At 61.8% G+C, this 20,749-nt stretch carries 16 protein-coding genes; 12 read left to right on the top strand and 4 right to left on the bottom strand.

Annotated features, from left to right (window positions below):
- Positions 1-89 precede the first annotated feature (89 nt).
- Positions 90-962, bottom strand: coding sequence for a LysR family transcriptional regulator (locus tag GIW48_RS07405; protein WP_236461125.1), 873 nt, complete (start codon positions 960-962; stop codon positions 90-92).
- A gap of 292 nt (positions 963-1,254) precedes the next feature.
- On the opposite strand from GIW48_RS07405, the gene GIW48_RS07400 reads away from it, so the two are divergent.
- Together GIW48_RS07400 and GIW48_RS07395 are read left to right on the top strand one after the other, a co-directional pair.
- Complete coding sequence (locus GIW48_RS07400) at positions 1,255-2,028, top strand: glucose 1-dehydrogenase (RefSeq protein WP_099549962.1); 774 nt, start codon at positions 1,255-1,257, stop codon at positions 2,026-2,028.
- Between the two features lie 13 nt (positions 2,029-2,041).
- Positions 2,042-3,088, top strand: a complete 1,047-nt coding sequence (locus GIW48_RS07395; protein WP_236461128.1) for an L-idonate 5-dehydrogenase — start codon at positions 2,042-2,044, stop codon at positions 3,086-3,088.
- A 203-nt stretch (positions 3,089-3,291) separates the two neighbouring features.
- Here GIW48_RS07395 and GIW48_RS07390 read toward each other — a convergent pair whose 3' ends face one another.
- Complete coding sequence (locus tag GIW48_RS07390) at positions 3,292-4,086, bottom strand: ABC transporter permease (RefSeq protein ID WP_017139579.1); 795 nt, start codon at positions 4,084-4,086, stop codon at positions 3,292-3,294.
- Positions 4,083-4,766 (bottom strand): ABC transporter ATP-binding protein, encoded by a 684-nt coding sequence (locus tag GIW48_RS07385; protein ID WP_236461131.1) that lies wholly within the window; start codon positions 4,764-4,766, stop codon positions 4,083-4,085. Before GIW48_RS07385 ends, GIW48_RS07390 begins: the two co-directional genes overlap by 4 nt.
- 173 nt (positions 4,767-4,939) lie before the next feature.
- Here GIW48_RS07385 and GIW48_RS07380 point away from each other — a divergent pair, with 173 nt between their 5' ends.
- Positions 4,940-6,145, top strand: coding sequence for a DUF1835 domain-containing protein (locus GIW48_RS07380; protein WP_236461133.1), 1,206 nt, complete (start codon positions 4,940-4,942; stop codon positions 6,143-6,145).
- Between the two features lie 7 nt (positions 6,146-6,152).
- Here GIW48_RS07380 and GIW48_RS07375 read toward each other — a convergent pair whose 3' ends face one another.
- Positions 6,153-6,674 carry a chemotaxis protein CheY gene (locus GIW48_RS07375; protein ID WP_099549957.1) on the bottom strand — a complete coding sequence of 174 codons (522 nt, stop codon included), beginning with the start codon at positions 6,672-6,674 and terminating at the stop codon, positions 6,153-6,155.
- A gap of 188 nt (positions 6,675-6,862) precedes the next feature.
- Here GIW48_RS07375 and GIW48_RS07370 point away from each other — a divergent pair, with 188 nt between their 5' ends.
- The 9 genes from GIW48_RS07370 to GIW48_RS07330 all read left to right on the top strand — a co-directional run bounded on the left by GIW48_RS07370 (position 6,863) and on the right by GIW48_RS07330 (position 20,744).
- On the top strand, positions 6,863-7,552 hold the full coding sequence (locus GIW48_RS07370; protein ID WP_138450266.1) for a fimbrial biogenesis chaperone: 690 nt from the start codon (positions 6,863-6,865) through the stop codon (positions 7,550-7,552).
- A gap of 23 nt (positions 7,553-7,575) precedes the next feature.
- Positions 7,576-8,556, top strand: coding sequence for a fimbrial protein (locus GIW48_RS07365; protein ID WP_138450265.1), 981 nt, complete (start codon positions 7,576-7,578; stop codon positions 8,554-8,556).
- 73 nt (positions 8,557-8,629) lie between these two features.
- Positions 8,630-11,428 (top strand): ATP-binding protein, encoded by a 2,799-nt coding sequence (locus GIW48_RS07360; RefSeq protein WP_138450264.1) that lies wholly within the window; start codon positions 8,630-8,632, stop codon positions 11,426-11,428.
- Complete coding sequence (locus GIW48_RS07355) at positions 11,415-12,608, top strand: EAL domain-containing response regulator (protein WP_017139586.1); 1,194 nt, start codon at positions 11,415-11,417, stop codon at positions 12,606-12,608. Before GIW48_RS07360 ends, GIW48_RS07355 begins: the two co-directional genes overlap by 14 nt.
- 82 nt (positions 12,609-12,690) lie before the next feature.
- A complete protein-coding gene (locus GIW48_RS07350; protein WP_236462015.1) occupies positions 12,691-15,864 on the top strand; it encodes a hybrid sensor histidine kinase/response regulator in 3,174 nt (1,057 codons plus the stop codon).
- A gap of 23 nt (positions 15,865-15,887) precedes the next feature.
- A complete protein-coding gene (locus tag GIW48_RS07345; RefSeq protein WP_099549954.1) occupies positions 15,888-16,535 on the top strand; it encodes a response regulator in 648 nt (215 codons plus the stop codon).
- A gap of 194 nt (positions 16,536-16,729) precedes the next feature.
- On the top strand, positions 16,730-17,332 hold the full coding sequence (locus GIW48_RS07340) for a fimbrial protein (protein WP_017139590.1): 603 nt from the start codon (positions 16,730-16,732) through the stop codon (positions 17,330-17,332).
- A gap of 75 nt (positions 17,333-17,407) precedes the next feature.
- Positions 17,408-18,148: a fimbrial biogenesis chaperone gene (locus GIW48_RS07335; protein ID WP_236462012.1), complete on the top strand. Its 741-nt coding sequence runs from the start codon at positions 17,408-17,410 to the stop codon at positions 18,146-18,148.
- An 85-nt stretch (positions 18,149-18,233) separates the two neighbouring features.
- The gene (locus tag GIW48_RS07330; RefSeq protein WP_236462010.1) at positions 18,234-20,744 is read left to right on the top strand and encodes a fimbria/pilus outer membrane usher protein; all 2,511 of its coding nucleotides are present in this window, start codon (positions 18,234-18,236) and stop codon (positions 20,742-20,744) included.
- The last annotated feature ends 5 nt before the right edge of the window (positions 20,745-20,749 follow it).

Here is a 20,749-nt window from a genome sequence, read left to right as displayed (position 1 = left end):
GGGGGTGTTGACGCCACACATACTCCACCGCTGCCCTGATCGATGGAATCACCAGACTTTACAATCGAGCATTTCACTCGATGAAACAATCACTCGCCAAACAATTCCACGATCAGGTTGAACAAGGTGGTCTTCACCGCATTGTCCAACTCGGTCCAGGCCAACCCCGTGGTGGCCTGAAACCCACCCAGTTGCAAAGGCCGCGACACGCAATTGACTGGCAACGCCCGCGCCGCCTGCTGCGGCAACACGCCGATGCCCAACCCGGCGGAGACCAGCGCGAGCATGGTGGTGAACTCACCCAGTTCGCTGGCGATGTCCAAGGGCATGCCGACGGCCTGGATAAACTCATCGTAGAACCCCGGCGCGTAACGCCTGGCGAGGATATACACCGGCCACGTGAGCAGGTCGGCAGGCTGGATGGACTCCAGGGCGGCCAAAGGGTGGTCCATCGGCAGCGCCACGCAGAAACTCTCACGCAAGACCGCACGGGTCTGCACGCCGGGGTGGGCGGCCGGCAGGCGCATCAGGCCGAAATCCAGCTGGCCATTCTTTAACGCGGCGGCTTGGTCGGGGCCGGGCATGTCCTTGAGTTCCAGTTCGATACGCGGGTAACGCTGATGCACCGCGCGTATCAGTTGCGGCAGCAATTGCGGCAATACCGAGGACACAAACCCCAGGCGCACCCGGCCGATTTCACCGCGGTGGGATGCCCGCGCCGCCTCTGCCGCCCGAGCGGCCTGGTGCAAGGTGGCCTGGGCCTCAGGCAAGAACGCCCGCCCCGCTTCGGTGAGTGTGACCGAGTGGCGGTTACGATCCAGCAGGCGCACGCCCAAGCCGCTTTCCAGCAGCTTGATCTGCATGCTCAGCGCCGGTTGCACGATCGACAGCTGCGCCGCTGCCCGACCGAAATGCAGCTCCTGGGCGAGCACCACGAAGGCGCGCAAGTGCTTCAACTCCATTAAATTCTCTCAGCCATTAGAAACGGTTATCACAAACGGTGATCACCCGATCACAAATGAAAATTGGACGCTGCCCAGCGCCTGGGGTGAAGTAAGCCCAATTCATACACGATATGACGGGGCGTGGCCTATAACAATCCGAACACGGACCCCACGTATCTGCTGCGGGTCGCGCTGATCACGATTATCGGATAGATATTGTTGATCACCCACCTCAAGGTCCATCCCTTTGTCGCCCTGGAGTTCATCATGCTGCTGTCGTTGGTAGTGTGAAGCGTTAGGAGAGGTAGCCATGCAAAGCGTTCTAGACAACTTCCGCCTTGATGGCCGGCTGGCGCTGGTCACCGGCTCCAGTGCCGGTATCGGCCTGGCGATTGCCCGCGGCCTGGCCCAGGCCGGGGCGCAGGTGGTGCTCAACGGGCGCAACCGCAGCACCTTGCGCGATGCGGCGGCGCTGCTGGCGGCCGAAGGGTTGACGGTGCACACCCAGGCGTTTGACGTGACCGACAGCACGGCGATCCAGGCCGCCGTGGCGGATATCGAAGCGCGCCTCGGCCCGCTGGAGATCCTGGTGAACAACGCCGGCATGCAACGGCGTGGGCCGCTGGAGGACTACAGCGAACAACACTGGCGCGAGTTGATCAGCACGAACCTGGACAGTGCCTTTCTGGTTGGGCAGGCCGTGGCGCGGGCGATGATCCCGCGCAAGCGTGGGCGCATCATCAATATCTGCTCGGTGCAAAGTGAGCTGGGCCGCCCCGGCATCGCGCCGTATGCGGCCAGCAAAGGCGCGCTGAAAATGCTCACCAAGGGCATGGCCATCGATTGGGGCCCGCATGGGTTGACGGTCAATGGCATCGGCCCCGGTTATTTCAAGACGGAGTTGAACGCCAACCTGGTGGCCAACCCCGAGTTCAGCGACTGGCTGGTGCAACGCACACCGAGTCGCCGCTGGGGCGACGTGGCCGAACTGGCCGGTGCCGCCGTGTTCCTTGCCAGCGATGCTGCCAGCTTCGTCAACGGCCATATTCTGTACGTCGACGGTGGTATCACCGCTTCGCTGTAATCCGGAGAATTGTATGCACGCTATCGTCTGTCACGCCTCCAAAGACCTGCGGGTCGACCCCCAGGACGAACCGCAATCCCTCGCCCCCGATCAACTGCGCGTGCGCATCGCCCGTGGCGGCATCTGCGGTTCGGACCTGCATTACTACCAGCACGGCGGCTTCGGCACCGTGCGCCTGCGCGAGCCGATGGTGCTGGGCCATGAAGTGTCGGCGGTGATCGACGCCGTGGGTGCGGATGCCGGGTTGTTCAAGGTCGGCCAGCGCATCAGCGTATCGCCGTCGCGCCCGTGCGGCGGTTGCCGCTACTGCCATCAAGGGCTGCCGAATCATTGCCTGAATATGCGTTTCTACGGCAGTGCGATGCCGTTTCCGCATATTCAGGGCGCGTTTCGCCAGAGCCTGGTGATCGAGACGCATCAGGCACATCGGCTGGCCGACCACGTGAGCCTGGCCGAAGGTGCGCTGGCCGAGCCGCTGTCGGTGGGCCTGCACGCGATTCAACGCGCCGGCGCGGTGTTCGGCAAACGCGTGTTGGTGACCGGTTGCGGCCCCATCGGCAACCTGCTGATTGGCAGTTTGCGGGCTGCCGGGGCGGGTGAAATCGTCGCCGTGGACCTGTCTGCCAGCGCCCTCGCCTGCGCCGAAAAAATGGGCGCCACGCGCACCCACAACATTGCCGACGGCGCGGAGGCACTCAAGCGCTACACCGCCGAAAAGGGCTATTTCGAGGTAATGTTCGAAGTCTCCGGAAGCGCCCAGGCTTTACGCAACGGCCTGGAATGCATCGCGCCACGGGGTGTGCTGGTCACCGTCGGGCTGGGTGGCGACGTGTCGCTGCCGTTGAACCTGCTGGTCAGTCGCGAGATTGATTTACGCGGTACCTTCCGTTTTCACAGCGAGTTTGCCCAGGCGGTGGATTTGCTCAATCGCGGGATCATCGATGTGAAGCCGGTGATCTCCCACACGGCGCCGTTTGAACAGGCGGTGCAGGCGTTTGAGTTGGCGGCGGACAAGACCCAGTCGATGAAAGTGGTGCTGGATTTTGGTGTGACTGACTGAGCTTGATTCACCGTTGTGACGGCCTTCTGGCAGGGCGGGGCCCGGTCAAATGTGGGAGCTGGCTGGGCAGCGATTGCATCACCTCCGTGTACCTGATGTACCGAGGTGCCCGTATCGCAGGCAAGCCAGCTCCCACAGAAAAGCGCCATGTGGGTTGAGCAGCGGGCATCAGGTGACGGAACGGCCAGACCAGCACCTGAGGTTCAAGCGCGCTCTTCAAGCCGATCGCGCAAAAACCGATGGCTGTTGGAAAACAACCGACGGTAGGTGAGCAGCACCGCACCTACCGTGCCCAAGGCCGAGGACGCGGCGATCAGAAACATGATCACGATCTGGTAACGCACCGCGTCCACCGGGCTTTCGCCGGCCAGTACCTGGCCGGTCATCATGCCGGGCAGGCTGACGATGCCGACCACGGTCATCTGGTTCAGCGTCGGGATCATCCCGGCGCGCACGGCCTGGCGGATCGCCTCCTGGGCGGCTTCCCAGCGTGAACCGCCCAGTGCCAGGATCATCTCGATGGTGTTGCGCCCCGAGGTCAGTTCCTGGGTCATACGCTCAATGCCCAAGGACACGCCGGTGAGGGTATTACCGAGGATCATGCCGAGGATCGGAATCGCATACTGCGGCTCGTACCACGGATGGATACGGATCACCGCAAACAACCCCACCGCCGTGACCAGCCACGAACTGCCCCACACCGACAGAATGCTGTCGACCCGTTGCCCACGGTAAGTGCGGCGCCCACGCCCCGCTGCGGATAACCCGGCGATCAAAGTCATCGCACACATCAGCGGCAGCACCACATACCAGTAGGCAAACTCGAACACCCAACCCAGCAGGTAACCGATGGCCAGCAATTGCACCACGGTACGCACGGCCGCCCACAGCAATTGGCGGCCCAGGCCCAGACGCAGCAACAGCGACAGCGCGCCGTTAATGAGGATCAGCGAGGCGGCGATGCCCATGTCCAATGCCGTGAGGTTTTGATAGTTCATGGCTGGGCGGCTCCGCTCAGGACACCGGCACTCATGTGCAGGTGAATGGCGCTCATGCGCCGGGCCTGGTCGAGGTCGTGGGATACCCAGATATAGGCGCGGGCATTGTCGGCGGCATACCAGGCGCTGATCAGTGCCTCGACATCGCGCGAGGACGTGGGGTCGAGGGCGGCCGTCGGTTCATCCAGCAACAGCACTTCGGGGTTCAGTTGCAAGGTGCGGATCAGTGACACCACCTGGGATTCACCACCGGACAGGTCGCCGGCGTTTTTGCCCAGGAAGTCCGGGCTTTTACCGGCATGTTCCAGCAGTTTGGTCACCGCTTGCAGGTCGAAGCTGCGCGTGCGCAGTGTCTTGAGGCTGAACGGGAAACGCAGGTTGTCCTCCACCGTGCCCTCCAGCAGCGCCGGGCGTTGCGACAGGTAGCTGATGTGGCTGCGACAGTGGGGAATCTGCGCATTTGCGATCGGCTGGTTGTTCCACAGGATCTGCCCCGACGTGGGCGCATCCAGCAACGCCAGCGCGCGCAGGAACACGCTTTTACCGGAGCCGGAGGAGCCGGTGATGGACACACGGTCGGCGCGTTTCAGGCTGAAATCCGTGGGTTGCAGCAACGCCACTTGGCGCCGCTCGTCCCTGCGCGTGAGGGCGCGGGTTTCGATCAATACGGTGTCGGTCATCAACTCGTACTCGGCTTAACGGCTTGCAATCGACTACTCCACTGCCTATATTTCGTGCCTGGCGCACTCCACGCCACCTTCCGCGGAAAGGGCTGCGCCCAGGATCCTGACTGAATATCACATTTCTACGACTCCCAACCTGAAAGCGGAAAAGGTTTGTGCAAGGAGATCGTATGTCGCAACGCCTCTTATCCTCGACTACCGACGGCCGCCTCAACCTTGAGCAGCAGCGCAAGCGCGCCAAGGAACTGTTGCCACGTCTGAAAACCCTCGACCCGCACGCCACCTTGTCCCAGGCCCAATGGCAGGTCGCCAGGCAGCTGGGTTTCAGCAGTTGGCCCAAGCTCAAGGCGCATGTCGACGCCATCGACTTCGCCGCCCGCCACCCGGACTTTGCTGCCAGTGATGAAGCCCGCACCACCCACTGGCGCTGTGGCAGTGACATTGCCCACAGCCTGCAACTGGCCGGGTTCAAGGGGCAGTTCCGCATGCTCACCGATCCGTTATGCATGGGGCCGGTGCGCGACCTGCCCAGTGAAGATTTCCGCGCGATGCGCAGTGCCTTTATCAGCCAGGCCTTTGCCCTGGACGCTGCTGAAGTAACCCACCGCGTCAATGATGAATACGACCACCTGCAAGCCCTGGCCAGCGCCGCTCACAGCGTGCTGTGGTGCGAAGCGGACGCCTATGATCAGCTGTTTCTGGTCCGCGCGCTGGCCGGTCTTGAGCGTGCGCCGAAAAAGCTCGAGCTGATCGAGGTTGACCGTATTCCGGGTGTCGAACGCTTTATCGGCATCGGCCAGCTGGCGCCCGATGTATTGGCGTGGTTGTGGCCCCAACGACGCTTGATCGATGACGCAGCGGTGCAACTGGCCCGACAGGCCTGGGCGGCTTACTGCGACAGCTCGCCGGTCAAGCTTGCGCAACTGGCTCACGGCAACCACCCGGCCCTGCCCTTTCTCGCCCCGGCGTTACTGCGTCAGCTACAGGAATTGCCGGGCATTGAGGATGGCCTGTCACTGACTGAACGCTTGTCGCTGCGCTACATCGCCGAGGCCGGGCCGGTGCCGTTCGGCCGGGTGTTCGCCGAACTGATGGCCAAGCGTGAGCCGCTGCCGTTCCTGGGCGACATGATGTTCCACGCGCTGTTGCGGCCATTGATCGACGGCCCGACCCCCTTGCTGATAGAAACCGCAACCGAGCGCGACTGGCCGCGCCGCGAACTGGCATTGACGCCACTGGCGCACCAAGTGCTGGGCGGCGAGGCTTATTGGTTGGACCACGCCGGGCATGAGCGCTGGGTCGGCGGCGTGTGCCTCAAGCCTGGCCAACCGCATTGGGCACTGGCCCACGACAGCCTGCCGGTGTGGCGCACCTGAGGCCGGCTCAGCGCTTGGGCGATAAACCGACGGCGCACGCCATCACTGCCGGGTCGCCCAGGTAAACGCTACGCGCAGCCGTCGAGGGTGCAGCGACCCGGCTGTCGACAGCGCGCAACATCGGTCGCTCAACCGTCGGCAGACTATGCAGGGGGTCGACAATCTCCATGCAGCGGCGCAGGGAGTTGAAATCCGGCGACTGCGACAGCGACAGGTGCAAGGTCTGGCTCACCGACACCGACACCACCGAGCTCTGTGCGCATTGCCCGTCGTAGATCAGCGTATGGCGAATCAATGGGTTGTCATGGCAGTACTTCAACAGGTTGACCTGCCGCGAACGCACCAGCGCCGTATTGATGATCAACAGGTCGAATGCCACGCAACCGGAGCGCGTCAACGCCTGCAATTCGTCGAACGAACTCAAGGGGGCGATGCGGTGGTAGCCCAGCTGGTTGAGCATTTTCTCCAGCTTGATCCGCTGCAGCAGGTCTGCATCGGCAATCAGAAGGCGTAAGGCTTTATTGGACATAGGGTAAACCTGACAGTTGGGCATCAGCGTCGATCATTCAACGTCGAACACGGTAACTGTCGGGGCTCGAACATGCCTTTAAGGCGATTCTGAAACGGGCACTGCACGCTTTTAAGAATCGCCTCAAAGCCCTCGCACTCACCCGCCCCTACCATGGCTGCGTTCCCACACGTTGCCATGGAATTTTTGTGTTCATGTTTTTACTCAGAATGATGCTGCTGGCCGGCGGGCTGCTGGTGCTCGCGCCACCGCCAGCCAGCGCGGCGCTGAAGATCGAAGGCACACGCCTGATTTATTACGGCCAGGACAAGGCCGCCGGCATCAGCGTGGTCAACCCGGCCTCACAGCAAGTGGTGGTGCAAACCTGGATCACCAGCGAGGACGAATCAGCCGACAGCCCCGTGCCGTTTGCTGCCACCGAGCCGTTGGTGCAGTTGGGCGCCGGCGAGCATCACATGCTGCGCATCTTGTATGCCGGTGAAGGCCTGCCCGCCGATCGCGAATCGCTGTTCTGGCTCAATATCATGGAGATTCCGCTCAAATCCGCCGACCCCAACAGCGTGCAGTTTGCGATACGCCAACGGCTCAAGCTGTTCTATCGGCCACCGGCGCTCAAGGGTGGCTCGGCCGAGGCGCTGCAGCAGCTGGTGTGGAGCAGCGATGGGCACAGTGTCAGCGTTTACAACCCCAGTGCGTTTCACCTGTCACTGGTGAACCTGCAAACCGACAGCCTGGCACTCAGTGATTATCTGTTGCTCAAGCCCCACGCGCGCAAAACCCTCAGTGCGTCCAGCCCTGTGCCCAAAGGCACCACCCTCCATTTCACCGAAATCACCGATATCGGTTTGCAAGCCCGTCATAGCACGGCGCTCAACTGATAGATCGCGGGGTACTTGCACCAATGTCACTGATCAAACGTTTATTGCCGATGCTGGTATGGGCCTGCGCGGTGCTGCCCGCCACCAGCTATGCGCTGGCCTGCCGTGAAGACGGCACCGGCTCGATTATCACCCAGGAGGCGCTGGGCACCGCGCTGGCGGTTGCCGCCGATGCGCCCAACGGCACGATTATCTGGGAGTCCGGGCCGCGCTCTACCAATGTGATCTGCGCGGACGACTACAAAGTTGGCCGCGAGGAAGTGTACTTCTACGTCAACCCGGCCAGCGTGAGTATCGGCACCGGGATCCGCGTGGGCATTCGTTATAACAACCAGCCGATTACGCAAAGCACCGGCAAGGTCGGCACCGGATTTTTCTCCGACCGAGGCTGCACCTCCAACTGCATCGGCTGGGACAAGGCACGCTTTACCCTCAACTTCAGCGTGTTCATCGAGAAGTTCGACCCCACACCTCCCAGCGGCCAGGCCAGCACCCTGACCTCCTACCGCGTGTTCCAGCTGGACGGCGTGCGCGGGCTCAACTCGCGGCCCAACAGTAACTTCAACTATGTGGTCACGGGCATGAACAACATCCGTTTCGTGCCCTGCAGCCCCGAACTGACCATCAGCCCCAGCGTGATCAACTTCCCCACGCCGTCGCGCAAGGCGTCAATCGGTGAAGTCGCCAGCAGCGCGAATTTCAGCTTGAACCTGCGCAAGGGCTGCGATACGCCGTATACCGTCAGCGCCAGTTTCGCCACCACGCCGGGTGGTGGCAGCGTGATCAATGGCTTGCTGGTGCCGGACAACAACAGCTCGGTGGGCATCGCTTTGTCACGCGCCGAAAGCCAGCAGCAGTTGCCCTTCAACAACTGGTTCACCCTGCAAGAGCTGATGGGGATGGGCCAGAGCCACGATGAGTTTCGCGCCGACCTCAAGTGGCGCACCTTGCCGATCCCTGGCGCGTTCGACGCCGCCGTGGTGGTGGATATGTATTACAAGTAAGCACTTGATCAAGCAGGCCATTTTTAAGGATCGTCTTATGCCAGGCACGAAGGCGCACGCTTAAAGTCTGCCGATGCGATTGAAAAGTTACCTGCTCCAGATCAACCCCGTCCTCTCCCGACCCGAAGCAGCCAGAAGGCTGCTTCGTATTTTTGCGAGCGTGCTGCTCGTGGGCATCCTGAGCGGGGTCTATACCTTTCTGCTGTCGACCTTCAACAACGACATCTCCCAGCGCCGCGGCTACATGAGCAGCGCCATCGCCGAAGCCCATACTTTTTTCACCAACCGCGAGGCGCTGCTGCAAAGCCTGAGCCTGTCGGCGGTGCGCAAACAGTCCAGGCTCTACCCCTCCTCCGAGGAAGAACAACACCTGGAACTGGGCAACACACCCGGCAACCAGTGGAGCATCTGGCTGACCGCACGCATGCGCGACTACCTCAAGGCCAAGCAGCTCAACCTGCTGTATGTGAACGCCGGCCCCAGCCCACAGGTGACGCGGCTGTACGACGCCACCGCGCAGGTACTGCCGATTTCCAAGTGCATGCTCAACCGCCTCAAGGCCCTGCAGCACAGCGACCCGGCCACACTTAACGAGTTGTGGCTGAGCGACAACACCGAAGGCCATTCGCACCTCTACATTTTCATCCGCCTCGACGAGCGCGACCCTGAGTCCGGCTGGCTGGGCCTTGAGATGGAAAGTCGTGAAGTGTCTTCAACCCTCAGCGACCAAAGTGCCGGTGAGTTCATGATGCTCAACTCCCAGGGCATGTTGGTGTTTACCAACAGCACCGACACCCAGCTCAAGCAACAACATTTGCGGCCCGGCGAAGAAAGCTTTTTCGGCTTTGTCGGCAACGGTTTGCTGCCCGACCACCTGGTGATTCGCAAGCACTTGAAGTCTTCGGAATGGCAACTGATGTATTCCATCGACCTGCGCGCGGTGGTCACCGGCCTGTGGAAACAGCTGCTCGGCTCGCTGCTGTTCTGCCTGATGAGCCTCACGCTGATCTGGCTGGTGATGCGCCGCGTCGACCAGCGTTTCATTATTCCGTCGATCCATCGCATCCAGGCGTTGATCGAAAGCGAAGCCTTTGGCCGCGATGTGATTCAGATCGCGCCCGTGGCCCTTTGCGTGCTGCGCCGCACCGACGGCCAGGTGGTGCTGGAAAACACCCTGGCCCAGCAATGGTTGGGCAACGGCCCGGAGCGCGAGGCACTGCGGGCCGGCTGGATCGAGCAAGCCTTCGCCCAAGGCCCATGCGAACGCAGTGATTACTTTGAAACCATCGACGGCCGCCACCTGTACCTGAGCAGTGCCCCCACCCGCTATAAAGGCGAGGACGTGCTGTTTTGCGCGTTCAGCGATATCAGTGCGCGCAAGCAAGTCGAAGCAGCGCTGGAAGAAGCACGCCACTCGGCGGACGCTGCCAACGCCGCCAAGACCCTGTTCCTGGCAACCATGAGCCATGAAATCCGCACGCCGCTGTATGGCGTGCTCGGCACCCTCGAATTGCTGGCGCGCACGCAACTGGATGCCCAGCAAAGGGACTACCTGCACGCCATCGAAGGCTCGTCGTCGACCTTGTTGCAGTTGATCTGCGATGTGCTCGATGTGTCGAAGATCGAAGCCGGGCAGCTGGCGCTGGAAATGAGCGAGTTTTCACCGCTGGATCTGGTCCACGAAATCATTCAGGGCTATGCCGCAGCCGCCCAAGGTAAGGGCTTGCAGTTGTATGCCTGCTTCGACCCGAAGCTGCCCGAAAGGTTGATCGGCGACGTGACGCGCATTCGCCAGATTCTGAATAACCTGCTCAATAATGCGGTGAAGTTCACCGACTACGGCCGCGTGGTATTGCGGGTAAAGGTACTGGGCCGTGACGGTGAACGCTCCAGCCTGTTGTGGCAGGTCTCGGACACCGGCAAAGGCATCGCCCAGGAAGACCAGGCGATGATTTTCGAACCGTTTTACCAGAGTGAAGGCAACACCAATGTGGTCGCCGGCACCGGCCTGGGCCTGCCGATCTGTCAGCGCCTGACCGAATTGATGAACGGCAACATCCGCATGGTCAGCGAGTTGGGCCTGGGCAGCAGTTTCAGCCTGATCCTGCCGCTGGAAGAAGCGCCGACCACGCCGATGACCGCGCTGTTGGCCGAGACCATCTATGTAGCGTCGCCGATCCCGGAACTGGCCAACTCCGTCAGCGGCTGGCTGCGCCGCTGGGGTGCCAGGGCCCAGGCCGGCCTGCCGACGTTGCCGGACACGCATCTGCTGCTGCAAGTGCACCCCGGCAGCGTCGACCCATTGCTGGCGCCCGAATGGCCGGGGCCGGTGATTCACGTGAGCAGTAATGCCTGCACCGCCGTGGAAGCCGAGGCCGGCGCCTGGCACGTCAACCTCAACCACCTGGGTGCGATTCATCAGGCCGTGAGCCAGGCGCAAGGGCTGTGGGTGGCCCGTGCCGATGAGCAAACACGCCAGCGCGACCTGAACAAACTCAACCTGCACTTGCTGGTAGCCGAGGACAACATCATCAACCAGCTGATTTTGCGTGACCAACTCGAAGAACTCGGCTGCACCGTGGAGCTCGCGGCCGATGGTCAGGAAGCGTTGCAGCTGTACACCGCCGGTAGCTTCGACGTGGTGTTGACGGACGTGAACATGCCCCACATCAACGGCTATGAACTGGCACGCGAACTGCGCCGCCAAGGCTGCCCGTTGCCGATTATCGGGGCCACCGCCAACGCCATGCGCGGCGAGGCCGACCTGTGCCTGGCCGCCGGCATGAACCATTGCCTGGTCAAACCCTTTGCGTTGCGGGCTCTATTCAACTCCCTGGCGCCTTATGCACGGATCACCCATGAAGCCCCTTAGTATTTTGATTGTTGAGGACCATCCCCTGCAGCACATCTACCTGCAGCACTTGCTCAGTGAGTTGGGGGATTTCAGGCTGGAAACCGCCGAGGACGGCAAAGAAGCGCTGGAGCGTTTACGCCAGCGCGATTTCGACCTGGTACTGACCGACCTGCTGATGCCCGGCATGGACGGCGTGCAATTTATCCAGTGCCTGGCCAACTTGCGCAGCAAGCCGGCCCTGGCGATCATGAGCGCCGCCTCGCGGCGCATGCTGATGGCAGCCAGCCTGGTGGCGAAAAACCTCGATGTGGAAGTGATCGGGCTGATCTCCAAGCCCGTTAACGCCGAGGCCTTACGCAATCTGGTCGATCAGCTCAGGAACACGGTGCGCAAGCCCTCCCCCGAACTGCCCGAGCACATGGACATCGACCGCCATACGCTGGTGCAGGCCATGAGCAGCGGCCAGTTGCAGGCCTGGTTCCAACCGAAAAAGTCCCTCGCCAACGGGCGTATCGTCGCCGCCGAAGCCCTGGTGCGCTGGATGCACCCCGAGCAAGGCGTGATGCTGCCGGCCGCGTTCCTGCCGGCGATCAAGGCCTTCGAGCTGGAAGAACGGCTGTTGTGGCTGGTACTCAAACAGGCGATTCACGCCCAGGAGCAGTGGCGCCAACGCGGCTATGAAATCCCGGTGGCGATCAACCTGCCCACCCACCTGCTCAATAGCCATGACCTGGCGGACCGCCTGCTGGAGTTTGTGCTGCACCACGACGGCATTCCCGGAATGATCTGCTTCGAGTTGATGGAATGCTCGGTGCCACAGGACATCAGCAACTTCTACGCCGGAGCCTGCCGCTTGCGCATCAAAGGCTTCGGCTTGTCCCAGGATGATTTTGGCAAGGGCTACAGCTCATACCTCAACCTCGTCTCAACACCGTTTACCGAACTGAAGATCGACCAGGCATTGGTGCAGGGCAGCCATGACAACGAAGGCATCGCCCAGGCGCTGGCGAGCATCATCGCGCTGGGCCGCAAGCTCGGCCTGACAGTGGTCGCCGAAGGTGTGGAAACGCCAGCGCAATTGGCGCTGCTGCGCAAAATCGACTGCAATCAGGTGCAGGGTTTCCTGATCTCCCACGCGGTGTCTTCGGACCAATTTCAGCAACTACTGAACAATGATGGCCCCGCGACATCTCACTAGCTGGAGGCCCCGGATTATTTGCCCTTTATAAAGCGCAAGCTCCATCCAGTGCCGATTTGTCCTGCGCCTGCGGAAACCCCTGATGAAGCACAACAACGCGATACTCGAAGCCTTTACCCGCAGCTCCGTACGCTTGAACAAAGGCCTGATGGTGCTGATTGGAATCGCGTTGCTGCTGCTCCTCACCAACTACTGGTCATTGCAACGCGGGATCGAAACCCGTTATGGCGCAACACGCTTTCATTTTGCGCGGCTAATGGAAAACCTCAGCGAGCAGCAAACCTATCTCAAGAGCTTGACGCACCCAGGCATCCAGGCCGAATTGCTGCGGGCGACCAGCGTGCAGGTCAGCCTCAAGAGCCGAATGGTCGAGAACCGCCGCACGTTATATGAAGGCCAGAAGTACTCGTTTTCGGTACCGTTCGACGTCAAGTTCGATGAGCAGCAGGTCGGCGTAGCTGCCCGGCCACCGATTTTTGCCCTGGGCGCGCACCTGACCAGCTACTACAGCGCCTTCTGGTCTTCGTCACCGTACGAGGCACCGCAAACTTTTCTGTTCAATCGCCAGACCCACTACACCATCACCATTCCCTCCGTGGGCTATCAGCGTCGCGAAAGCACTGAAGAGACCGGCAACCAGGTGGCGCTGGTCAATGCTGTGCAGCAAAGCCTTGCGCAGACGCCACAGGTACTGGAGCAGGATTGGGTGTACTGGAAAGCAGGGCCGGAGCCCGAGCACTTGCTGGCCTACATTGGCCTGTCACTCGACGGCCAGGGCCAGACGGTGATCGGCACCCTGCTCGACCTGTCGCAGGTCGACGATGTGCAGCGCGCGCTGGATCACTCCGCGTTTGATCGCTTCACCTTGTTTGCGCCCGACGGCACCCGTTTGGTAGGGCCAGCCACCGAGCCGTCGCTCAGCAATGGCGTGCACTTCACGGTCCATGGCTTTGAATTCAAGATTACCCAGGCTGGCGACCGGCCCTGGAGCGCAGTCTATGGCCTGAACTACTCGCACTTCTTCCACTCGGCCTTATGGCCATTGAGCACCCTGGCGCTGCTGCTGGTCAGCCTGATAACCCTGGGCTGGGCCGGCAGCCGCTGGTACCGGCGCCAGGTGATCAGTCCGGCGCGCCTGGCCCACGAACGCATCGCCGAAAGCGTGGCGTTCAGCCGCGTGATCATCGACACCGCGCCCACCGGCTTGTGCGTGGTGCGGCGCAGCGACGGCAAGGTGCTGATCGAAAACCAGCGCGCCCAGCAGTGGCCGGGCACCGCACGTCTGGTGGCGGCCATGGCCGGTCAACACGACGGCGTCGAGAACGGCGAAAGCCACTTGGAGATCGAAGGCCGGCACCTGCAAATCGGCTTCGTGTCGACCCGTTATCAGGCCGAGGACGTGCGCCTGTATGCCTTCAACGACATCACCCGGCACATCGAAGACGCCCAGGCGCTGGAAGAGGCACGTCACGCCGCCGATACCGCCAACGAGGCCAAGACGTTGTTCCTGGCGACCATGAGCCATGAGATCCGCACCCCGTTGTATGGCGTGCTCGGCACCCTGGAATTGCTCGGCCTGACCGATCTGGATCCGCATCAGAAGACTTACCTGCACACCATTCAACGTTCGTCCGCCACGCTGTTCCAGCTGATCAGCGATGTGCTGGATGTGTCGAAGATCGAGTCCGGGCAAATGGCAATAGAAGCCGTGGACTTCTGCCCGCTGGACATGCTCGAAGACACCTTGCATACCTACGCCGCTTTCGCCCAGCGCAAGGGTCTGCAACTTTACAGTTGCATCGACCCGCAGTTACCGGACTGCCTGATGGGCGACCCGATGCGCATTCGCCAGATCCTCAATAACCTGGTGAGCAACGCGATCAAGTTCACCGACATCGGGCGCGTGGTGATTCGTGCCCGGGTGATGGCGCTGGACGCCGAGCATGTCGACCTGGAATGGCAAGTCACCGACTCCGGCGTCGGCATTCCCGAAGCGCAGCAGGCCAAGCTGTTCGACCTGTTTTACCAGGCGCCGGACACCGCCAGCGAAGGCGGCGCCGGGCTGGGACTGCCCATTTGCCGCTGGCTGGCGCAGATGATGGACGGTGAGATACGGGTGGTCAGCGAGCCGGGGCTGGGCAGCAGCTTTACCCTGAAAATGCGCCTGCCGCTGTGCTGCGGCACGCTGACCAACCTGCCGCCGATCGAACCCAGCCCGACGCCGGTGTACGTGCAGGCGCCGGTGCGCGAACTGGCGCAGTCGATGAGTGACTGGCTCAATCGGCTAGGCATCGCAGCGGCCTTGGCGGCGACCACCCAGGAAAAAGACAGCCGCCACGCGGTGCTGGTGGACCTGCTGCCCAGCGAGCCCGCCAAGCCATGGGGCGGCCAACGCGTGCTGTGCCTGCCGGGCGCACACAGCCCGCCGCTGCACACGGCGCAAGGTTGGGTGGTCGACCTGCACGATGTGCGCAGCATCGCCAGCACCGTGTCCCTGGCGCAGCACGGCAAGCATGAGCAACCCGCAGCGGCCCGGCCACAAAGCATCGGGCAGTTGGGCTTGCGCATCCTGGTGGCCGAGGACAACCCGGTCAACCAGGCGATCATCAAGGAACAGCTCGAAGCGCTCGGCTGTTCGGTGAGCCTGGCCGCCAATGGCGAGCAGGCGCTGCAACAGTGGCAACCCCAGGCATTTGACCTGGTGCTGACCGACGTGAATATGCCGTTGATGAATGGCTATGAACTGGCCAGGACCTTGCGTGAGCATGACCCGCACCTGCCGATTATCGGCGTGACCGCCAACGCCATGCGCGAGGAAGGCGTGCGCTGCCTGGCGGTGGGCATGAACGCCTGGATCGTCAAGCCGTTAAGCCTGCAAACCCTGCGCGGGCAGTTGATCAAGCTGTGCAAGGTCAAGCCGGCGCCGGAGCCTGCCACTGCGTCCTGCGACGACAGCGTGCAGCTGTCGGACAAGATGCGCCCGCTGTTCATCAGCAGCGTGCAGCAGGACTTGCAGCGTATCGATACCGCCCTGACGCAACGTGATGCCCACGGCCTGGGCCAATTGCTGCATTCGGTCGCCGGCGCCCTGGGCGCAGTCCAGGCGCTGAACCTGGCCCAAGCGTGCATCGAACTGGAAAGCGCACTTAACCGCGGCAGCCTCGACACGGCACTTGAACTCAAGGTGAAGGCGGTGATGCAGCGTCTGTCGGCCGTTCTGGAAACTCTCCAGCCCGGGCACTCTTCACTCACTTGAACTGGCACTACGGACGGCCCTTTATGAAAAAATTCAACGTGGTAATCGCGGACGATCACCCGATCGTATTGCTGGGTGTTCGCGAGTTGGTAGAGCGCGACACACGCTTCCAGGTGGTCGGCGAGGCCGTGTGCTCGGCCGGCCTGATCGCGCTGTTGCAGCACCAGGGCGCCGACATTGTGATCACCGACTACAACATGCCGGGCGACTCGCCCTACGGCGACGGCCTCAAATTGGTGGAGTACCTCAAGCGGCATTTTCCGCAGGTGCAGATCCTGATCCTGACGATGATTTCCAATCACTTGATCCTCACCCGCCTGCAAGAGCTGGGTGTGGTCGGCATCATCCAGAAAAGCCAGTTGCACACCGAGATTCAATTGGCGCTCAAGGCGATCGCCCAGCAGAGCGCCTATCGCAGCCTGGAACCGCCAAAAACCTCGGTGATCGAGACCCTTACGGCTATTGACGAGCGCTTTACCAGTTTGTCGCCCAAAGAGTTCGAGATCTTGCGCTTATTTATTTCCGGCATGAGCGTCAGTGATATTGCGCGCAGCCAGAATCGCAGTTCAAAGACCATCAGCGCGCAAAAGATCTCGGCCATGCGCAAACTTGAAGTGAGCAGTGACCAGGACCTGCTCGCTTATTGCCTGGCACGTAACATTTTCAACTAACCGACAACTAGCAAGCCATTTAAAACAATGGCTTCGCCCTTTATTTACTGAGTATTCACACGCCCTTGCACCGCTCTAAACCGTCCGTTCCCTGACTTATAAGAATCGTCTTATTCGCTCGCTTGCCCTCGCCGCTTATTCTCCTCTCGCAGTTCAACAACAGCATTTTCCAACTAACACTAACGGACATCATCATGAAGAAGTTTTCCCTGGCTGTTATCGCCTCGGCCATTATCGCCGCTTCCGGCAGCGCATTTGCCGTCGACCCGGCACCGACGCCGACCCTGGGCGGCAGCGGTAAAATCACCTTCACCGGCGTGATCAACAACGATGCCTGCTCGGTCGACGGCGCCAACTCCGACCGCACCATTTCGGTGGACATGGGCAACGTGTCGATCAAGGACATGGGCACCGCCGAAAACCCAACCGCAGGCCGTGTCACCGCCAAAGACTTCAACCTGAACGTCAACTGCAACCAGGGCACCAAAGTCGCGATGATCTTTGACGCCAACAACGGCGGTTCGGGCCTGGTCACCGGCAAAAAAGTCCTGGCCCTGAACCCGGGTTCGGCCACTGCACAAAACGTCGGTATCGCCCTGCTCGACAGCAAAGGCAGCCTGATCGACCTCAGCTCTTCCAGCACCGCGCGCATCGAAAGCACCATGCACGGCGCCGGCACTACTGGCGGCGACGCCACCCTGAGCTTCGCGGCCGCCTACGTCACCACCGCAGCCGCCGGTTCGTCCACCGCCGGTCGCGGTGATGCCACCCTGCCGTTCATCCTGCAATACGAATAACTCGGCGCCCCAGGCACCGAACGCGCGAGGCCCTGCGGCCTCGCCATTGTCTTTTGATTACACCGGATAACCCTCATGCCGCCTCGTTCTATCGCCGCATGCTTGGGGCTACTGGGCTTGCTTATGGCTGCCCAGGCCGCCGCCAGCATTTCGTTGAATGCCACCCGCATCGTGTTTGATGGCGACCACAAGGAAGCCAATATCACCGTGCGCAACGGCAACCAGGATGTGTTGATTCAATCCTGGGTCGACATGAACGACGCCAGCGCCAGCCGCGCGCCGTTTGCCGTCACCCCGCCATTGGCGCGGGTGTTCGCCAAGGAACAACAATTGCTGCGCATTCTGTACGAAGGCAAAGGCATGCCCACGGACCGCGAGTCGGTGGTGTGGCTCAACGTGCAGGAAATCCCCAAGGCCAGCGCCGCCGAGAACACCTTGCAGTTGGCCATCCGCCAGCGCATCAAGATTTTCTACCGCCCTGCCGGCCTTACCGGCAGCGCGCTGCAAGCGCCTGCGCAACTTGAATGGACACTGGCCAAACACGCCGGCCAGACCCTGCTGCAGGTGAAAAACCCGACGCTGTATCACGTGTCCATGGCCGACATCAAAGTACAGTCGGTGCTGGCCAGCGACTCCACCATGATTGCGCCTGGCGAGCAAAAACAGTTCCCGATCGCAGCAGCCATCGCCAACGGCCCGGTGCAACTGTCGTTTTCCAGCATCAATGACTATGGCGCGCAGAACCACTACAGCGCGCCCCTGTCGAGCGGCGCTGCGCTACCTGCGCACGCGACTGAATCGCGCCTCAAACCCTAAGTAGCTTCTCTAACCCACAGGCTCACTTCGCGTGCGTGTTTGCGTGCCCGGCTGTCCGTCAATCAGGGATGTCATAGGTCTTCGCATGTCTTTTCTTTCCAGCAACAGGCCCGCACGTGGCGTACTGAAGTTGAAGACGCTGTCGCTCGCGATGGCTGCCAGCCTGCCGACCTGGGCGGTGGCCGATGACGCAGCGCAAAGCTTCAACACCACGTTCCTGCAGGGCTCGCAGTCGCCAGTCGATTTGCAGCAACTACTCTCAGCCAACAGCGTGCTGCCGGGCAATTACCGGGTCGACCTGTACAGCAACGAAGTGCTGGTGGGCCGGCGTGATATCGACTTCAAGCGCAACCCGAAAAACGGCCGGGTCGAAGCCTGCCTGACCCTCGACCTGCTCAAGCAATTGGGCGTCGACATGGGCCGATTGCAGGCCGAAGGCAAACTCGACCCGCAACAACCGCAAGAGTGTTATGCCCTCGCGGACATGATCGAAGACGCCAGCGTGCGTTACGACAGCAGCCGCCTGCGCCTGTTGGCAAGTATTCCGCAAGTGGCCATGCAGCGCGGCTTGCGCGGGTATGTCGACCCAGAGTTGTGGGACGACGGCGTGCCGGCCGCGTTCATCAACTACCAGCTCAACAGCAGCCGCACCGCCGGCGACTATAAAACCCGCATCGCCAATAACCTCGGGCTGCGCAACGGCATCAACCTGGGCGCCTGGCGCCTGCGCAACGAATCGAACATGAGCAGCGGCACCGACCGCTCGAACACCTTCACCAGCAACCGCACCTACGTGCAGCACGACGTGACCGCGATCAAGGGCCAGTTCAGCGCCGGTGAGATTTTCTCCGACACCGACCTGTTCGACAGTGTGCGCTATCGCGGCCTCAAACTGGCCTCCGACGACGGCATGCGTGCCGACAGCGAGCGCGGCTACGCGCCGGTGATTCGTGGCGTGGCGCAGACCAACGCGACCGTAGAGATCCGCCAGAACGACTACATCCTCTACACCGCCAACGTTGCGCCCGGCCCGTTCGAGATCAACGACATCTACCCCAGCGGCTCCAACGGCGACTTGCAAATCACCGTGATCGAAGCCGACGGCAGCCGGCGGGTGACGATGCAGGCGTTTTCCAGTTTGCCGATCATGGTGCGTGAAGGTCAGGTCAAGTACAGCCTCTCGGCGGGCACGTTCAAGAGCAATGCCGACGGCCTGGGGAGCCCACGCTTTCTCAGCGGCACGCTGGCATATGGCTTGACCAGCAACCTCAGCGGCATCGTCGGCCTGCAAGCCAGCGAGGACTACAGCGCGCTGTCGATCGGCGCTGGCAGGAACACTGCGTTCGGCGCCTTCTCCCTGGATACCACGCACTCGTCCAGCAAAGCGCGCGGGCAAACCCACCAGGGCAGCAGCGTGCGGGCGTTGTACGCGAAGACCTTTGCCGGCACCGACACCAACTTCACCCTGGCCGCCTACCGTTACTCCACCGAGGGCTACCGCACCCTCACCGACCACGTGGAAGACAACAGCGAAGACGTGCGCGTGCGCACCGGCCATTCAAAAACCCGTACCGACCTGACCATCAACCAGAGCCTGGGACGTAACAGCGAGTTTGGCAGCCTGTACGTCAACGCCAGTGACCAGCGCTATTGGAACCGTGGCGGCTCGCGCAGTTTGTCCGCCGGCTACACCGGCAATTGGGGCGACCTGAGCTACAACCTTGGCGTGACGCGCACCCAGCAAATCGTCACCTATGGCGAGCCCAGCAGCGACACCCAAGTGAACCTGTCCGTCTCATTCCCACTGGGCAGCCAGGCCCGTGCGCCGCGAGCCTTTGTCACTACCAGCCATCAGCGCGGCGACACCACCACGCAAGCGGGTATCAACGGTTACGTCGCCGATACCAGTGACACCTTCTATTCGGTGCAGGCGGGCCATAGCGATACCAGCGGCGACTCCGGCTCGGTGAATATCAACAGCCGCACCTCTATGGCGGATGTGAGCCTGGGTTACAGCCAGGGTCAGGGCTACAACTCGCAGAACCTCAACCTCGCCGGCTCCGTGGTGGCGCACGCAGGTGGCGTCAACCTGGGGCAGACCGTCAGCGAAACCTTCGCCCTGGCTGAAGTGCCGGGTATCTCGGGGGCTAAAATCGGCAGCTACAGCGGCGTCGAGACCGGCTACAACGGCTATGCGGTGATCCCCACGGCGCAACCTTACCGGGTGAACTGGATCAGCCTGGACACCCGCGACCTGGGCGGCGATGTGGAAATCACCAACGCCACCCAGCAACTGGTGCCGCGCCGTGGCGCTATTGTAGTTGCGCGTTACAGCGGCACCACCGGGCGACGGGTGTTGTTCGAGCTGTTTGATGCGCAGCACAAGCCATTGTCGTTCGGGGCTTCGCTGGAAGACTCGGCAGGTAAGCAACTGGCGATTGCAGATCCGAACGGGAATGCGCTGGCGCTGGTGGAGCAGGATCAGGGCACGCTGATCATCAAGTGGGGCGAGCAGCGCTGCAGTGCAAGCTATGCGCTACCGCCGCAGAACAAGGCGTTGAACTATGAGCGGCAGGCGTTGGTGTGTGGGCCTTGAGGGGT

This window comes from Pseudomonas sp. PA-6-3C (genome assembly GCF_021605825.1).
Lineage (GTDB): Bacteria > Pseudomonadota > Gammaproteobacteria > Pseudomonadales > Pseudomonadaceae > Aquipseudomonas > Aquipseudomonas edaphica.
Note: the sequence above shows the minus strand (reverse complement) of the source record. Positions and strands in the feature narration are given on the sequence as shown.

Coding starts and splice junctions, on each gene's coding strand:
- GIW48_RS07405 (WP_236461125.1), bottom strand. CDS start 962: ATGGAGTTGAAGCACTTGCGCGCCTTCGTGGTGCTCGCCCAGGAGCTG.
- GIW48_RS07400 (WP_099549962.1), top strand. CDS start 1,255: ATGCAAAGCGTTCTAGACAACTTCCGCCTTGATGGCCGGCTGGCGCTG.
- GIW48_RS07395 (WP_236461128.1), top strand. CDS start 2,042: ATGCACGCTATCGTCTGTCACGCCTCCAAAGACCTGCGGGTCGACCCC.
- GIW48_RS07390 (WP_017139579.1), bottom strand. CDS start 4,086: ATGAACTATCAAAACCTCACGGCATTGGACATGGGCATCGCCGCCTCG.
- GIW48_RS07385 (WP_236461131.1), bottom strand. CDS start 4,766: ATGACCGACACCGTATTGATCGAAACCCGCGCCCTCACGCGCAGGGAC.
- GIW48_RS07380 (WP_236461133.1), top strand. CDS start 4,940: ATGTCGCAACGCCTCTTATCCTCGACTACCGACGGCCGCCTCAACCTT.
- GIW48_RS07375 (WP_099549957.1), bottom strand. CDS start 6,674: ATGTCCAATAAAGCCTTACGCCTTCTGATTGCCGATGCAGACCTGCTG.
- GIW48_RS07365 (WP_138450265.1), top strand. CDS start 7,576: ATGTCACTGATCAAACGTTTATTGCCGATGCTGGTATGGGCCTGCGCG.
- GIW48_RS07360 (WP_138450264.1), top strand. CDS start 8,630: ATGCGATTGAAAAGTTACCTGCTCCAGATCAACCCCGTCCTCTCCCGA.
- GIW48_RS07355 (WP_017139586.1), top strand. CDS start 11,415: ATGAAGCCCCTTAGTATTTTGATTGTTGAGGACCATCCCCTGCAGCAC.
- GIW48_RS07350 (WP_236462015.1), top strand. CDS start 12,691: ATGAAGCACAACAACGCGATACTCGAAGCCTTTACCCGCAGCTCCGTA.
- GIW48_RS07345 (WP_099549954.1), top strand. CDS start 15,888: ATGAAAAAATTCAACGTGGTAATCGCGGACGATCACCCGATCGTATTG.
- GIW48_RS07340 (WP_017139590.1), top strand. CDS start 16,730: ATGAAGAAGTTTTCCCTGGCTGTTATCGCCTCGGCCATTATCGCCGCT.
- GIW48_RS07335 (WP_236462012.1), top strand. CDS start 17,408: ATGCCGCCTCGTTCTATCGCCGCATGCTTGGGGCTACTGGGCTTGCTT.
- GIW48_RS07330 (WP_236462010.1), top strand. CDS start 18,234: ATGTCTTTTCTTTCCAGCAACAGGCCCGCACGTGGCGTACTGAAGTTG.